Below are 15,944 nucleotides of genomic sequence, written 5' to 3' on the forward strand. Positions count from 1 at the left end.
GAACGGATCGGTGAAGTCACCGGGGGAAAGGGGACGGTGGGGGAGGGGCGGTGCCGGTTCCCGGCGGCGCGGTGGGCGCGCGACGGTCCTGGACACCTGGTCACGGCGGGGGGACCGCGGTCCGGTGGACGCGGATGACGAGGGGTTCGTGCGGTCCGGCGGAGTCGAGCGCCAGCAGGCGCGCCCCGTGCAGGGGATCGCCGAGCGCGGGCGTCACCCGCAGCGGCAGCCCCGAGGAGCGGAGCAGGTCGGCGAACGGGTCGAGCAGCGGGGCGCCGATCCCGATCAGACCGCCGGTGAGAGCGACGGGCAGCGGGTCCGTGCCGCCGATCCCGCGCGCCGCGGCGACGACCGCCTCGGCCAGCGCGGCGGCGGCGTCCCGCATGATCCCGGTCGCGACCGCGTCGCCGTCGGCGGCCGCACCGGCCACCAGCGGGGCGAAGGACGCGGTCAGCCGAGCCTGGTTGGCGGAATGTCCCACGGTCGCGGGCAACCGGTCCAGGTCGCCGAAGCGGTCGGCCGCGGCCCGTGTGAGGGAGGTCGCGGGACCACGGCCGTCGTGCGAGCGCAGCGCGGCCCGCAGGCCGGCGCGGCCGATCCAGGCACCGCTGCCCTCGTCGCCGAGCCAGGGACCCCAGCCGTCGACGCGGGCGAAGGTGCCGTCCTCGCCGATCCCCACGGTGACGGCGCCGGTTCCCGCGGCCAGCACGACGCCCGCGCCCCCGCCGAGCGCTCCGGCGTGCGCGGTGACCGCGTCGCTCGTGACCGCGACCTCGTCGGTGGGCAGCGCGTCCAGCAGCAGTTCGGCCAGGGAGCGGGCCGCGGACGGGTCCGCGGCGGCGCCCGCGGCACCCACACAGACCGTGTCGAGCCGTCCGGCGGGCAGTGCGGAGGCGAGTCCGTCGCCGAGCGACGCGGCGGCGGTGACGGCGGCGACCGCGGCGGTCACGCCGTCCGCCTCCGCCAGACCGGGGGCTCCGGGAACCTCGCGAACGGGGTGGCCCGGGCTGTCCGGGCCGGTCCAGAGCACGGCGCGGCAGCCGGTCTTCCCCAGGTCCACCGCCAGTACGGCCGTCATGTGCAACGCCTTCTCCGTCGAAAGAGTCGATCCGCGGCTCGGCCGCGCCGAGAGCGTCCGGTGATCGGACCGCGGTGCTGCGAGTTTGGAAGCCCGTCCTCCGCATGTCAATAAATACCGCCAGGAAAATTCGTCACGTAACTTTTTGCCATCCCTGGTGGGCGTGGCTACGCTGGCGTCCACACCACCCAGGAGGACCCATGGCTCGCGAGGTCGCGCACCGTGAAGCTGCGGAGTCGCCGCAAGGCGGCGGCTCGGTCGACGTACTGACGAGGATCCGGGGCGCGCTGCCGTCCCTGGCACCGTCGGAGCGACGTGTGGCCGACACCGTGCTGGCGGCGCCGTCCGAGGCGGCCGGACTGTCCATCAGCGCCCTGGCCGCGAGGGCCAGCACCTCGGTGGCCACCGTGATGAGGTTCTGCCGCGCGATCGGCCTGACCAACTACCCCCACCTGCGGGTCGGCCTCGCCGCCGCCGCGGCGCACGAGAACGCCCTCGGTGCCGAACGTCCGGTGCTGGGCACCGACATCGGCGCCACCGACTCGCTGGAACAGATCATCAGCAAGATCATCTACAACGAGGTCCGCGCCCTGGAGGAGTCCCGCGACGGCTTCGACGTGGTCCAGCTCGGACAGGCCGTCGACGCCCTCGCCGACGCCCGCCGGATAGACATCTTCGGTGTGGGCGCCAGCGGATTCGTCGGCCAGGACCTGCACCAGAAGCTGCACCGCATCGGCCGGATGGCCTTCATCTGGACCGACGCGCACGCCGCGCTGACCGCCGCGGCCCTGCTCGGCCCCGCCGACGTGGCCATCGCGATCTCCCACTCCGGCGAGACGACGGACACGATCGAACCCCTGCAGGCCGCCGCCGAGAACGGCGCGACGACGATCGCCCTGACCAACTTCTCCCGCTCGCCGCTGGCCGAGAGCGCCGATCTCGTGCTCACCACCTGCGCACGCGAGATGCCGTTCCGCTCCGGCGCGACCGTCAGTCGCATCGCCCAACTCGCGCTCATCGACTGTCTGTTCGTCGGCGTCGCACAGCGCTCCTACGACGCCACCACGGCCGCCCTGCACCGGACCTACGGCGCGGTGCAGCGCCACCGGAGCACCCCCGCGGCCCGCCGCCCCACCGGCGACGGAGCCCTCGCGGGACCGGCCGCCGCCCCCGCGACGGAACCGACGGCTCTGCCCGCGGCCCCGCAGCCACCCGTGGCGGCGCCCCCGGGGTGACGCGGGACCGGCCCGGTCCCTCCCCGCATGCCTGGCCCCCGGCCCGCGGACGAGCGTCCCGCCGCCCCCCCGGCCCGCGTTCCCCGGCCACCGGGTGACCCGCCCACCGCCGCCGGGGCCACCGCTGTCGGAACCACCGGCCGACGCGCCCGCACCGTCCCGCGCCGCGCCCTCTCCCCCTTCACCACCGAACGCACAGCACGAACCGAACGAACCGCATGAACCGAACGAACCGCACGACAGCGCCCGCCCCGGAAGGAGCGGCGGCGCCCGCCCGAAAGGAACGACCGCACGTGGACCTCAGCACCCTCGGCACCGAATCCCGCAATCCGCGGACCGCCGAACTGGACCGCATGCCGGTCACCGAACTGCTCGCCACCATGAACGACGAGGACCAGACCGTCGCCCTGGCGGTGCGCACGGCGCTGCCCCGGATCGCCGAGGCGGTGGAGAAGATCACCGCGTCGCTGCGCGCGGGCGGCAGGCTCGTCTATCTCGGCGCGGGCACTAGCGGACGGATCGGCCTGCTCGACGCCGTCGAGTGCCCGCCGACCTTCGGCACCGATCCCGACCGGGTCGTCGGTCTGCTCTCCGGCGGCCCCGGCGCGTTCGTCCTCGCGGTCGAGGGGGCGGAGGACAGCCCGCAGCTCGCCGTCACCGACCTCGAAGGCATCGGCCTGACGGCGAGGGACACGGTGGTCGGGCTCGCCGCGAGCGGCCGCACCCCCTACGTCGTCGGCGGCCTGGAGCACGCCCGCGCGGTCGGCGCGTCGACCGTCTCCGTCGCCTGCAACAGCGACGCGGTCATCAGCCGTCACGCGGACGTCGCCATCGAGGTCCCCACGGGCCCCGAGATCCTCACCGGTTCCACCCGCCTCAAGGGCGGCACCGCCGAGAAGCTGGTCTGCAACATGCTGTCGACCGCCACGATGGTGCAGTTGGGCAAGGTGTACGGGAACCTCATGGTCGACCTGCGCGCCACGAACGAGAAGCTCGTCGACCGGGCGCGGCGCATCGTCGCGCAGGCCACCGGATCCGACCTCGACGCCGCGTCGGCCGCCCTCCAGGAGGCCGACGGGCACGCCAAGACCGCGATCGTCATGCTCCTCGCCGGCTGCACCCGCCAGGAGGCGATCGCCCGTCTCGAGGCCGCGCGGGACGACGTGCGGGCCGCTGCCGCGGCCTGACCGGACCCGCGGGCGGCCCACCGACGGCGCCCCCGGGACCCGTACCGGCTCCGGTGACCGCGGGGCCACCGTGGCGGACATCATGCTGTAAACGACGACAAAAGCTGTCACCCTCGACTCCATGCAAGATTCCATCGTCTTGCCGGGGTACTCCCTGGCCAAGGCGGCGGGGTCGGTACGTCACCTCACCGAACGGTTGCGCGGCAAGCGGAGCAGTCAGGCGGTGTACGGCGTCAAGACCCTGGCCGCGACCATGCTCACCTGGGGTGCGGTAGCCCCGTGGTCCCCCGGGGGGCACCCCTACCTGGCCGTCACGACCGCGCTGCTCGCGGTGAACGCCTCCACGGTGTACCGGTCCGTGACACAGGCCGCGCAGAACATGGCCGCCCGGGTGGCCGGACTCGTTCTCGCCCTGGTGGCGGCCCGGCTGCTGGGACCCACCGCGGGCGGCGTCGTGGCCATCGTGGTCGTCGCGGTCCTGGCCGGTCCCCGCCGTTCCACGGACGACCGGGTGCAGATCGCCTCCACCGCGCTCATCGCGCTGGCCGCGAGCGCGGCCGACCCGGTGGGAAGCCTGGTCTTTCCCGTCCTCCAGACCCTGGTCGGCGCGGCCGTCGGCGTGGCCGTGAACGCCTTCCTGCTGCCTCCGCTGTACCTCGACGAGTCGGACGCCGCCGTGCGCGGTCTGGCCCACGAGATGGGAACCCTGCTGCGCGACATGGGGTCCGGCCTGGCCCAGCGGCACCTCACCGTCAAGGCCCACACCTGGCTGCACCAGGCACGCCACCTGGAAGAGCGCTTCAACACCGCGCAGGAGGAGGTGCAGCGGGCCGACGAGAGCCTGCGCTGGAACACCCGGTGCGCCGCGCACGCCCGCTGCGAGGACCTCACGTACGGCGAGGCGTTCGGCGCCCTGCGCGGGGTGTCGCTCCAGGTCCGGGGCATCGCGCGGACCCTGGCGGACAACGCCCACAACGAGCACGCCGAACACCATCTCGGGCAGCAGTTCCTCGACCGGTACGCGGAGACCCTGCGGCTCGCGGGAGACGCCGTCCAGGGATTCGCCGAACCGCGCAAGGTCCCGGTCCCTTCGGACCCCGCTCCCCGCGGCGAGCTCCGCGACGCGATCGACGAGGCCCAGGCCTGGCACGACGACATGACCGACCTGATCGGGCACGGCACGCTCGTCAAGCCGGGCGCCTGGTACGTCTACGGCTCCCTCATGACCGATGTGGAACGGCTGCTGGCCGACCTGGACCACGTCGGCGCGCACTGAACACCGACCGGCCGCGCCCCTCGCACCACCCCCGTCCGCCGACGACGCCGGCGCGGTCCCGTGCGTGTCGCGGCGCATCCGGGGGAGCGAGGGGAACCGGGCTCATCGGCCCGGTGGCCAACGCCGCCCGTACCGGACGCCGCACCGGATACGGGCGGGGCGAGGGCCCCTGCCGGGTGGGGACCGGTCGTCGAATCGGCCGAGAAATGCTTGGACCGGGCGGCCGTCCGCGGGAGACACTGCGGTCCGTGGCGGAGCGTGTGAACGCGATCGCCCACCGTCATCATGCGCGGTCCGACGTCCGCCACGGGTGCGCCGAGTGCCCTCGGGCGACGGCCTCCCGCGCGCCGACGCTCCGCACGACCGTCCGACGACGCGACAGCCCCGGCTCACCGCCGCAGCCGCGGTGAGAGGGGACGACGCACGACACCACGGGGGTGGAATGGGATCGCGCACACCACGTAACTCCTTACCGGGCAAGGGCCCGGTGGTCCTCGCCCTGCGCTACTACACCCGGGAACTGACCCGGCGGCGCGGGCTGGCGGCGCCCGCGCTGCTGCTCCCCGCGGTGGGCAACATCGGGATCAACTACGTCGCTCCGCTCGTCGTCGCCAAACTCGTCGGCCGGATCGCCGACCACCCGGCGACGACCGTCGCCGCCACGCTGCCGTACGTCCTCGCCTTCGCCGGTGTCCTGCTGCTCTCCGAAGCGTTCTGGCGCCTCGGGCTGCACTGCCTCAACCGGCTCGCCGCGCGCGGTGTCGAGCACCTGTACGTGATCGGCCTGGACGAACTGTTCGCGAAGGACGCCGCGTTCTTCCACGACAACTTCGCCGGATCGCTGACCAAGCGGGCCCTCAGCTTCGCCTCCCGCTTCGAGGAGTTCGTCGACACACTGACCTTCTCGATCGTGGGCCGCTTCGTCCCGCTCGCCTTCGGCGCGGTGGTGCTGTGGCGCTACGCACCCCTGCTCGTCGTCGGACTCCTCACGATGATCGCCCTCACCGCGGTGTGCGTCGTCCCCCTGATCCGTCGCCGTCAGGCGCTCGTCCGTCAGCGCGAGGAGGCGATCGCCCGGGTCTCCGGACATGTCTCCGACAGCCTGATGAACATGGACACGGTCAGGGCGTTCGCGGCCGAGGAGCGGGAGGCCGCCGAGCACCGGTCCCGGGTCGCGGAGTCACGGCGCCTCACCCTCAAGTCGTGGGACTACGGAAACCTGCGCATCGACACCTTCGTCGCGCCGATGTCCGTGCTGACCAACGTCCTCGGCCTGGTGCTGGCCGTGGCGCTGGGCGGCGGGAAACTCGGCGTGGAGACGGTCGTGGTGGCCTTCACCTACTACACGAACGCCACCCGGATCATGTTCGAGTTCAACCAGATCTACCGGCGCCTGGAGAGCTCGATGACGGAGGCCGCCCAGTTCACCGAGCTGCTGCTCACCTCCCCGACCGTGCTCGACCCGCCCGTGCCGGAACCCCTCCGCACCCGTGCCGCCGACGTCCGCTTCGAGCAGGTCCGTTTCTCCCACGCGGGCGCGCGCCCCCTCTTCGAGGGACTGGACCTGGCGGTCGCCCACGGATCGAAGATCGGGCTCGTGGGCCGGTCCGGCGGCGGCAAGACCACGCTCACCCGTCTGCTGCTGCGGATGACGGACGTCGACGCCGGCCGCATCCTCATCGGCGGCCAGGACATCAGCAGACTCCGGCAGGCCGACCTGCGCGGAACCATCGCCTACGTGCCGCAGGATCCGGCCATGTTCCACCGCACCCTGCGGGACAACATCGCCTTCGCCCGGCCCGGCGCCACCGACGCCGAGATCCGGCGCGCCGCCGAGGCGGCACACGTCACCGAGTTCACCGACGCCCTGCCGGACGGCTTCGACACCATCGTCGGCGAGCGCGGTGTCAAACTCTCCGGCGGACAGCGCCAGCGGGTCGCGCTCGCCCGCGCGATCCTGCGGGACGCGCCGATCCTGCTGCTCGACGAGGCGACCAGCGCCCTGGACTCGGAGAGCGAACGCCTCGTGCAGGAGGCACTGTGGCGGCTGATGGACGGCAGGACGGCGCTCGTGGTGGCGCACCGGCTCAGTACGGTCGCCAAGATGGACAGACTCGTCGTCATCGACCGGGGCCGGATCGTCGAACAGGGCACCCACCGGGAACTGCTGGGGACCGACGGCCCGTACGCGAAGCTGTGGCGGCACCAGTCCGGGGGATTCCTCGACGACAGCCCGGCCGGGAGCGCGGGCCGGCCCGTCTGAGTGCCGTCCGGCGGGGGTCTCGCTCCTCCCTGCCCACCAGGGGAGAGCGGGGTGTGGCAGGGGTTCGGAGGTGCTCGTATGGTGAGAGCAGGACGACATCCGTCGCCCCGGGGACAGTCGTGGTCGTGCCACGCGTCGCGGGTCGCGTGAGCTGTCCCGATCTCCGGAGAGAGAGCCGGCGATGCGAACCAACATCATCCGGAATCAAGCGCTGTCCATCAGCCATCACCGCCTGAACGGCTGGACCGTCTTCGAGGTCGACGGCGAGTTCGACGCCCACACCGCGCCGCAGGTGCGCGAGGCGGCGATCGGGCTTCTCGACCATGGACACCGGCATTTCGTACTGGACCTGTGCTTCGTCCCGTTCCTGGACTCCACGGCACTCGGAGCCATGGTCGCCATCAGCAAGCAGATCAAGGCCCACCAGGGCTCTCTGCGCATCGCCTGCCCCAGTGCCCGGATGCGCAAGGTCTTCGAGATCGGCGGCCTGCAGCAGATCTTCGACTTCTACGACTCGCCTCAGGACGCCGCCGAACAGGCACCGAGGACCGGGGCACCCGCCCCGTGAACGGAGGGGCGGGCGCCCCGGCGCTCGGGCTCTGAGGAAGGAGCCCCGGCGCTCGGGCGACGGCGGAAGGACCGCTCAGGCGACGAAGGAAGGATCCCGGTCCCGCTGGACGACGATCATGGCCATGTCGTCGTCCAGCCGGCCACCCGTGTGCTCCCGCACGTCGGTGATGAGGGCGGCGACGAGCGCTTCCGGCGGTCGGTCCTGGCGGAGGGCGGCGCGCTCGGCGAGGGGGTAGAAGGCCCCTTGGCGGTCGCGGGCCTCGGTGACCCCGTCGGTGTACAGCAGGAGCCGGTCGCCGCGGTCGAACGGGAAGGTGGCCGGGGCGTAGGTGGTGTCCGCGGACAGCGGACCGAGGCCCAGCGGTGGCGACGGGTCGGGCACCACGAGCGGTGTCACCCCGGCGGCCGCGCCCGGCAGCAGCAGGGGCGGCGGGTGCCCGCAGCTGATCATGCGCACGACCGGCTCGTCGTCCGGGATGTCGAGCACCGCGGCCGTCACGAACCGTTCGGCGACGTCGTCGTCCGGTTCGGCGAACTCCGCGAGACTCCAGCGGACGGTGTCCTCGATGTAGGCGACCAGCTCCGGAAGGGACAGCCGGCGGTGCGCCGCGGCGCGGAAGGCGCCCAGCACGGTCGCCGTGTCACTGATGGAGGCGAGCCCCTTGCCCCGGACGTCCCCTATCAGCAGACGGGTGGAGCCGGGTACCCGGGCCACCGCGTAGAGGTCACCGCCGATGCAGGTGTCCGCGTCGGCGCTGCGGTACTCCGAGGCGAGCGACACCGGCCCGGCGCGCTCCGGCAGCGGCCGCAGGACGACGCGCTGGGCCGCGTCGGACACCCGGCGTACCCGCGCGAGCTCTCCTTCCCGACGGTCCCGCAGACGCGTGAAGAAGACGAGGAAGGCGACCACCACGACCAGGGCGACGAGTTCGATGACGACACTCTCGGTGGTCAGGGTGTGGCGCTCGGCTCCCGCCACGACCAGCGCCAGGACCGCCAGCAGCCCGAGCGACGACGTGACGCGCGGGCCGGTGTGGACGGCCGTGACGGCCACCGCCACGACCAGCAGGTGGGCCAGGTGGATGTTCGGAGGGAGGAAGAAGTCGGCCACCGGAATGGCGACGATCAGCAGGAGCGCGCCGACCGGCCACACCCGTTCCGGCGTGGCCCGGCGCCAGGTCCGCAAGGTCCCGGCCACCGAGGTACCGATGCTGGTAGCGCTCACAGCGTGCTCCCGTGCTCAACGTTCTGCCTACGGGAACGCGTGACCCTTCGTGCGTCATTCCCCGAGGACGTGAGGGCGTCCGTCGCCCGGTGATCGTCGCCGGGCCGGACCGAACCCGGGGAGCCGCGGCGGAGGCACGCGCGGCCCCGGTACGACGCGGGGGCCGCGACCCACGACACCCGTGCGCCCCGGCCGCTCGGCCGGGGCGCACGGGTGACGGCTCAGCCGCGCAGCGTGGCGACCGGGCTGTTGTAGGCCTCGGCCGTCAGCACCGGGTGCCGGGACGAGCAGGCCTCCGCCGGCCAGGAGAGCGTGACCGTCCGGGACTCGCCGGGCAGCAGCCACAGGTAGTTGTCGCTGTACAGCGTCGGCAGCACCCGACGGCCGTGCGCGTCCTCCAGCAGGGACAGCCGCACCATGGCGGCCACCGACGACCCCTGGTTGCGGACGGCAGCCGTCAGCTCGTGACGGTCACCGGACCGCGAGATCCGGGTGACGTCGCCCGTCAGCCTCACCTGCTTCGCCTTGTTCAGACCCCGCAGCGCGGCCGCCTCGCGGTAGCGCCAGTAGGTGTTCCGCGACAGCTCCCGGCCCTTGGCGTCCTCCAGGGTCAGCCGCAGCAGGTGCAGGTCCGGAAGCCCGTCCGTCCACCCGGCGGTGAACGCCTTCGCGGTGTTCGCCCGTCCGACGTCCACCCTGGCCGTCACGGACTTGCCCAGCTGCCGACCCGACAGGTCGAACGTCCGGGCGGTGACCGTGGCGCCGCGCAGGTCCGCCGAGGTGTGGTTCACCGCGATCACCTGCCACTTCAGCGGATCGGCCTGCACATGCAGCGGCTCACAGGCCGAACGGGCGCCGTAGTAGACGCCGTTGACGTCGAAGTCGTAGTCGTAGGTCTGCCAGACGGTGCTGTGCCAGGCCGGGTGGGACATCCACAGCATCAGACCGGACGCATTGTCCCAGAGGTTGGCGTTCCACGCCTCGAACATGGCGCGGGTGTTCTCGTAGTTGACGAACTGCGCCTTGCGCGCGAAGTCGTCCAGACCTCCCGCCTCGCCGAGGCGCGCCTCGATGGCCGCCCGGTAGTTCTGCGGAGCCTGGTTCCCGCGCTCGCTCCAGTCGTGGTAGTACCACGCCCCGCGGATCGGCCACTCCGGCTCGTCGCCCGTCATGCTGCGGGTGCTCGCCGCGGTGGAGACGACCGGCATCCCGATCTCGGTGTGGAAGCCGAAATCCCGGCTGCCGTACGTCATCGGGTCGAAGTACTTCTCCGGCTCCACCCAGCCGTAGGGGCCGCCACCGGTGATGATGCCCCCCGCCGAGTTGTTCTGGTAGAGCAGGCCGGGCACCTGACGCTCCACCGCCTCACGCATGCCCTGGTCGATGGCGGCCGGCGGATTGCCTTCGTTGGCACCGCACCACACGACCACACTCGGGTGGATGCGGTATCGCAGCACCGTGTCGCGGGCCAGCGAGTTGAACGCCTCGTGGTCCGGCGGGTCCATGCCCCACGCGTTGGGGAAGTCGTTCCACACCAGGATGCCGTGCCGGTCGCAGGCGGCGAAGAACTCCTCCCGGTCACTGGAGCCGACCCAGTTGCGGATCATGGTGAAGTTCATGTCGCGGTGCATGCGGACCGCCGCGTCCATCCGCTCCGACGGCATCCGCCGCAGCAGTTCGTCCCAGCCCCAGTTGCCTCCGCGGGCCAGTACGCGCACACCGTTGACGCTGATCTTCAGCGGGTCGGGCGTGTTCGAGACCGTCTTGACGTCGGTCCACTTCTGACCGTCGTCGGACACCTGGATCACGTACGTCTTCGGGTACGCGGTCTCCCAGACCACGGCCACCCGGTCGAACGCCCGCGAGGAGCCGAGGTCCACCTGGATCCACTGGTTGTCCTCGTAGGCCGAGGACCAGCGGGAGCCCGGGTTCCCGTCGGTGGCGTTCGACGCGGGGTTGTCGCTCTCCTCGGTGGAGGCGGTGGCCTTCTGGTGCAGGGCGAGGTCGGTGCCGGGGTCGGAACGGTCGACGACACCGAAGGACCACAGGGAGTTGCCCCAACTGGTGTTCCGAAGACCACAGTTCAGACGCACATAGCGCGCGGTCCGCTGGTCGAAGTCCTCGACCTGGAGGCTCGCGTTGCCGTTGTTGAACGGCAACGGCACCGCCCCGTTGTCCACCGACTTCACGTCGGTCCAGTCCGAGCCGTTCGCGGAGACCTGCACCACGAAGCTCTTGGCGTACGCCTGCTCCCAGGTGAGGTCCACCCGGTCGAACGACTGGACGGAGCCGAGATCCACCCGGATCCACTGGTCGTCCTCGTAGGCCGAGGACCATCGGGTGCCCGCGTTCCCGTCGGTGGCGTTGCCCGCGCCGTTGCCGTCCTGGTCGCTGCTGGAGGCCTCGGCAGGGGCGTGCAGCGCGAGGTCGGTGCCCGGCCGCGTGCTGTCACCCACGGACAGGGTCCACAGCGAACTGCCCCAGGAGGTCGCCCGGGTCAGACATCTGATGCGCACGTGGCGCGCCTGCTGCCGGTCGAAGGTGACCGTCTGCGTGTAGGCGTCGCCGGACGCGGTGAACACCAGCGGGATCTCGTACTCGTAGCCGAACTGCCGGATGCCGAAGCGGGTGGTGCGCCGGTCGCTCTCCTGGCCGTCGGCGGACGCGGTCAGGGTGAGGTCGTGCAGGTGCGCCTCGCCGAGACCGTTGGGCCACCACAGCTTCGGGTTCCGGACCTTCAGCTGGGCGTAGGCGTCGGAGGTGAAGACGACGTCGACGCTCTCGCCGGCCTTCACGGTGAGGCTCTTCGACACCCGTACGCCGTCGAAGGCGGCGGTGACCGTCACCTGACGGTCGGCCGAGTCGGCGTTGCGGACGGGGACGACCACGGTCAGCTCGGCGACCGACAGGTCCGGCAGCGAGGGCAGCGCGGTGTCCACGCGCGGGTCACCGAGGACCACATGACCGGTCGATCGCAGCCGGACGTGGTTCCAGATGCCCGCCGCGCGGTCCCGGACGGCCGGCATCCAGTCCCAGCCCGAGGACGCGAGGTAGGTCGGCGAGTTGAGGTTCATCTGCTGCGCGCCCGCGTCCACCCAGGACTCGCCCTGCGGACCCTTGTCGCCGGGGCTGCCGGGGACCGGCATCGGGGTGATGCGTACGGCGAGGGCGTTGTCGCCGCTCGTCGTGAGCTGCTTGGTGACGTCGAAGGCGGCGCGGGCGAACGGGTAGGTCAGATCACCGATCTGCTTCCCGTTGAGCCACACGTCGGCCTTGTGGTTGACGCCGTCGAACTCCAGCCACACATGGCGCCCGGCACCGGTGCGCAGGCCCCGCGGCAGTCCGAAGTCCCGCTTGTACCACCAGGAGTGGCGCGAGAGCGCCTCCGGGACGTGCAGGTTGTTCAGACCCGCCACCGGATCGGGGAGCTTGCCCTGTTCCACGAGCGAACCGAGCACGGTACCGGGAACGGTCGCGGGCAGCCACGTGCTGGTGTCGAAGGACGCCTTCGACAGGCCCGCGCCGTCCGCGCCGGCCCAGTCGTCCATGGTGAGCCGCCAGCCCGACTCCACGGGCACGGTCCCGTCCTCGGCGACCGACAGCTTCGGGGCGGGGCCGTGCTGGGTCTCCCAGTCGGTCCAGCCGGTGGCGTCCGGGCGGTGGCCCTTGGAACGGCCGTACACCTCGAAGCCGTTGAGGCCGAGGGGCAGCGGGCTGGAGCGCTTCTGGGAGGTCATCCGGACCCAGCGCGCCGTCACCGGACGGGCGAGCTGGATGTTCACCGCACCGCCGGTGCCCGCCGTGGTGCGGTGCACGGTGGTCCACGACTTGTTGTCCAGGGACGTCTCGACGACGAAGATCAGCGAGTAGCTCGACTGGATCTCCTTGCCGGTGGTGCCGCTGTGGACGTTGCCGGAGGTCGGCGGCGTGTACACCGGGTCGGAGGCGTCCGCCTCGAAGGTCAGGATGACCTGGTCGACGTCACAGGCGGCCTGGAGGTCGATGGATATCCACTGCGGGTCGCCGTCCTCGGCCCGCCAGCCGCTGCCGCGGACACCGGGGGAGGAGAGACGGTCGACCACGAACGAGCCGGGGGTCGCGGCGTAGGCCGTCGAGGAGACCGCGACGGGGCGGTGGAGAGCCAGCTCGCCATGGGGTGAGGAGGTGGCTGGTGCGCCGGTGGGGGCGGCGGCAGCGGTCGACACGGGGAGCGCGGTGCCGAGGCCGAAACCGGCCAGCAGCGTGGTACCCGTGGTGACGATGGTCCGGCGCGACGGGTGGCGCGACGAGCCCGACTGATCTGTCATGTGTGTGACGTCCCATCAAATTGCGGCGCGAGCCGAACCTGCTCCGCGAGTCCCGTGCCGAGCAGGAATGACAACGTTGCCAAAGGCTGTGTCGCGAAGCGCCTCATGTCAACCCCCGAACTCCGGATCGGCGGGTGACGGCTCATGTGGTCCGTGGGGCGGATCCGGCGGATGATGGCGCAAGCGAACTCACCCGCCTCCGTACTCCGTTCCGCATGCCCGCGGCCGCCCCGGGCCGGTGTCCGACAGGGCGCCCGGACGCGGGCCCGACCGGTATGAGCCGTGTGCGCGACGACCGGCCTCCGTGACGGTCCGTACCGGACGTGAGCGTGCCGGCCGTGAAATCGCGTGTTTCCTACGGGTGTCGGGAGGAATTCCTTCACGTTGCGTGATCGAGGTGACGTCACGGTGCTCGGCCGCGGCCGCCCGATGAACCGGCCGTCCCGCCGCGAACGGCCTCCCGCGTGGACCCTCCGGCGGTGCGGTCGTGGACCCGGTCCGCTCTCCTCCGGGTGCTTGACGGCGCTCTGCGCGCGGGGCGGGAGTTGCAGTCGCGATCGTGTGCCACGCCGCGATGCCGGTCCGCGCGGGAGGTCCGATGGGTGGCGACGGGAGGAGGGCTACCGGCCCGTACGCTCGTGGGTCCGGCGACCGTGGGCGGTGTCCTCCGGTGGTGCCGGCGCGCGGTGCCGTCCGTGCGTCCCCTTCCCCGGCCCGGACTCGCCCCGGTTCGGTGCTTCTTGGCAGCTGGTGCCGGGTTCGTATCGATGCGCCGGATATTCTCGACCCCCGGGCGGCGCACGATGCCTCGCTGTCGTCCGTGTCGCCGCCGCCGGCGGTTCGTGGAGTCCGGGGTCGCGTACGCCGCCTGTTCCCGCGGACGAGGGGGAGTGGCGGTGATGGGTTCCCGTACCCGGCGCGTTCGACGACGGCGGGACCGCGAGGCTGCGCGGGCGTGCCCCTGTGGCACTCGTGTAGGTGATCCTCAACGACCGTGCGGCGGACCACACTTGGCGGCATGCCTCAGATCTCCGTCGTGGAGGGACTGCAGCCTCCCCATCGCTACACGCAGGACGAGATAACCGAGAAGGTGGTCGCCTTCATCTCCCGCTTCCCCTCGGACGGGACGCGGGGAACGAACCCTGGAGTGGCCAGACGCATGTCCGCCAACGCGGGAGTACGGCAGCGCGCGTTCGCCGTTCCACTGGAACAGTGCCTGTCGGACATCCCCTTCGCCGAGGCCAGTCGCACACAGCGCCGCGCCGCCACCCGGATGGGAGCGGAGACCCTGACCGCGGCACTGGCGCGGGCCAGGATGCGGCGGGAGGACGTCGACGCCCTGGTGTCGACGTCGTACACGGCGATCGGGACACCCCTGTGGGATCTGGAGGTCCTGCGCCGGGCCGGGCTGCGTCCCGATGTGCGACGGGTGCCGATGAACGGTCTCGGGTGCGTGGGCGGGGTGGCCCTGATCGCGCGGATGCACGAGTACCTGAAGGGCAACCCGGACCAGATCGCGGTCGGCCTGGCCGTGGAACCCGCGTTCGTGCTGGCCGGGCAGGGCGGTCCGACCCTGACCCGGCTCGCGGAGTGGGCGTTGTTCGGCGACGGCAGCGCGGCGGTGGTGATGGCCGGCGACGAGCGCACTCGCGAACTCCCGCCGGGACCGCGCGTGGTGGACACGCACAGTGTGCTGGTGCCCGGCTCGGAGCGGATGGCGGGCTGGTATCTCGACGGCGACCGCCTGCGGACGCTGCTCGACCCCGGCCTGCCCGGCATGGTCATGGAGTCGGTCCGGACCCCGGTGCAGACCCTGCTGAACCGCCACGGCCTCAGACCGGAGGACGTCGGCACCTGGACCTGCCACGCGGGCAGCCGGAAGATGCTGGACACGATGGCCGAGGGGCTGGGGGTGGAGGAGCGAGCCCTGCGGCACGCGTACGAAGTCCTGGCCCACTGCGGGAACATGGCCTCCGTCACCGTGCTCCACGCCCTGCGCGGCACGCTGGCCGACCAGCCGGTGCCGGGCAGTTGGGGCATCGTGCTGGCCGTCGGCCCGGGTCTCGTCTACGAGGCCGTCCTCCTGCGCTGGCCCGCGGCCACGGTCCGGAGCGGTGCCGCGTGACCGGCCCCGGGATGCCGGTCGACGTCTACGAGGGACAGGCGGCGTACACGCCCTGGACGCTGCGCTTCTACGACCTGGCGATCTTCCAGGTCAACTGCCGGTTCTTCTGGCGCGTCCCCGTCCGCGAACTCCTCGCGCTGTTCGACCGCAACCTCGCCGACGTCCACCTCGACATCGGAGTCGGCACCGGCTACCTCCTGGATCGCTGCCGCGCCCACGCCCCGCGGCAGGCCGTCACCCTCGCCGACCTCAACGAACATTCGCTGCGGCACGCCGCCCGCCGCCTCGCGCGTCACCAGATCACGACGGTCCGGGCCGACGCCCTGCGGGCCCTTCCGCTGCCGCCGGGCTGCTTCGGATCCGCGTCGGTCAACTTCCTGCTCCACTGCCTGCCCGGCACCATCAGGTCCAAGGCCGCGGTCCTCGACCACGCGGCCGCCTGCGTGCGTCCCGGAGGGCGGCTCTTCGGGGCGACCGTGCTCGCCCGGGGAGTCCGGGTGACGGCCGGCGCGCGCGTCCAGCTCGCGCTCCTCAACCGCCGCGGGGTCTTCCACAACGCCCACGACAGCCTCGCCGACCTGCGCACCGAACTGGCCGCGCGATTCCCCAGCCATCGGATCGCCGTCTTCGGCTGTACGGCCGTGTTCGAGGCCGAGGTCCCCTGATCCCGGCCGGACT

The 15,944-nt window shown here is 72.1% G+C and carries 10 protein-coding genes; 7 read left to right on the top strand and 3 right to left on the bottom strand.

Annotated features, from left to right (window positions below):
- Nucleotides 1–100: 100 nt before the first annotated feature.
- Entirely contained in the window at nucleotides 101–1,078 is a 978-nt protein-coding gene (locus tag OG776_RS39450; protein WP_329323471.1) for an N-acetylglucosamine kinase, read from the bottom strand.
- A 200-nt stretch (nucleotides 1,079–1,278) separates the two neighbouring features.
- Between OG776_RS39450 and OG776_RS39455 the strand changes: the two genes are divergently transcribed.
- The 5 genes from OG776_RS39455 (at nucleotide 1,279) to OG776_RS39475 (ending at nucleotide 7,607) form a co-directional block, all read left to right on the top strand.
- Nucleotides 1,279–2,313, top strand: a complete 1,035-nt coding sequence (locus tag OG776_RS39455; protein ID WP_329323473.1) for a MurR/RpiR family transcriptional regulator — start codon at nucleotides 1,279–1,281, stop codon at nucleotides 2,311–2,313.
- A 293-nt stretch (nucleotides 2,314–2,606) separates the two neighbouring features.
- Nucleotides 2,607–3,500 carry an N-acetylmuramic acid 6-phosphate etherase gene (gene murQ / locus OG776_RS39460; protein WP_148011180.1) on the top strand — a complete coding sequence of 298 codons (894 nt, stop codon included), beginning with the start codon at nucleotides 2,607–2,609 and terminating at the stop codon, nucleotides 3,498–3,500.
- A 121-nt stretch (nucleotides 3,501–3,621) separates the two neighbouring features.
- Nucleotides 3,622–4,776: an FUSC family protein gene (locus OG776_RS39465; RefSeq protein WP_148011181.1), complete on the top strand. Its 1,155-nt coding sequence runs from the start codon at nucleotides 3,622–3,624 to the stop codon at nucleotides 4,774–4,776.
- Nucleotides 4,777–5,218: 442 nt separating this feature from the next.
- Complete coding sequence (locus tag OG776_RS39470; protein ID WP_329323474.1) at nucleotides 5,219–7,039, top strand: ABC transporter ATP-binding protein; 1,821 nt, start codon at nucleotides 5,219–5,221, stop codon at nucleotides 7,037–7,039.
- A gap of 181 nt (nucleotides 7,040–7,220) precedes the next feature.
- Nucleotides 7,221–7,607, top strand: a complete 387-nt coding sequence (locus tag OG776_RS39475) for an STAS domain-containing protein (protein ID WP_148011183.1) — start codon at nucleotides 7,221–7,223, stop codon at nucleotides 7,605–7,607.
- A gap of 75 nt (nucleotides 7,608–7,682) precedes the next feature.
- Here OG776_RS39475 and OG776_RS39480 read toward each other — a convergent pair whose 3' ends face one another.
- Nucleotides 7,683–8,834: a PP2C family protein-serine/threonine phosphatase gene (locus OG776_RS39480; RefSeq protein WP_148011184.1), complete on the bottom strand. Its 1,152-nt coding sequence runs from the start codon at nucleotides 8,832–8,834 to the stop codon at nucleotides 7,683–7,685.
- Nucleotides 8,835–9,055: 221 nt separating this feature from the next.
- Nucleotides 9,056–13,141: a discoidin domain-containing protein gene (locus tag OG776_RS39485; protein WP_329323475.1), complete on the bottom strand. Its 4,086-nt coding sequence runs from the start codon at nucleotides 13,139–13,141 to the stop codon at nucleotides 9,056–9,058.
- Between the two features lie 1,018 nt (nucleotides 13,142–14,159).
- Here OG776_RS39485 and OG776_RS39490 point away from each other — a divergent pair.
- Nucleotides 14,160–15,266 carry a type III polyketide synthase gene (locus OG776_RS39490; RefSeq protein WP_329323476.1) on the top strand — a complete coding sequence of 369 codons (1,107 nt, stop codon included), beginning with the start codon at nucleotides 14,160–14,162 and terminating at the stop codon, nucleotides 15,264–15,266.
- A complete protein-coding gene (locus OG776_RS39495; protein ID WP_148011187.1) occupies nucleotides 15,263–15,931 on the top strand; it encodes a class I SAM-dependent methyltransferase in 669 nt (222 codons plus the stop codon). The genes OG776_RS39490 and OG776_RS39495 overlap by 4 nt, the downstream gene beginning before the upstream one ends.
- Nucleotides 15,932–15,944: the final 13 nt, after the last annotated feature.

The organism is Streptomyces sp. NBC_01689, from assembly GCF_036250675.1.
In the GTDB taxonomy this organism is placed as follows: Bacteria; Actinomycetota; Actinomycetes; order Streptomycetales; family Streptomycetaceae; genus Streptomyces.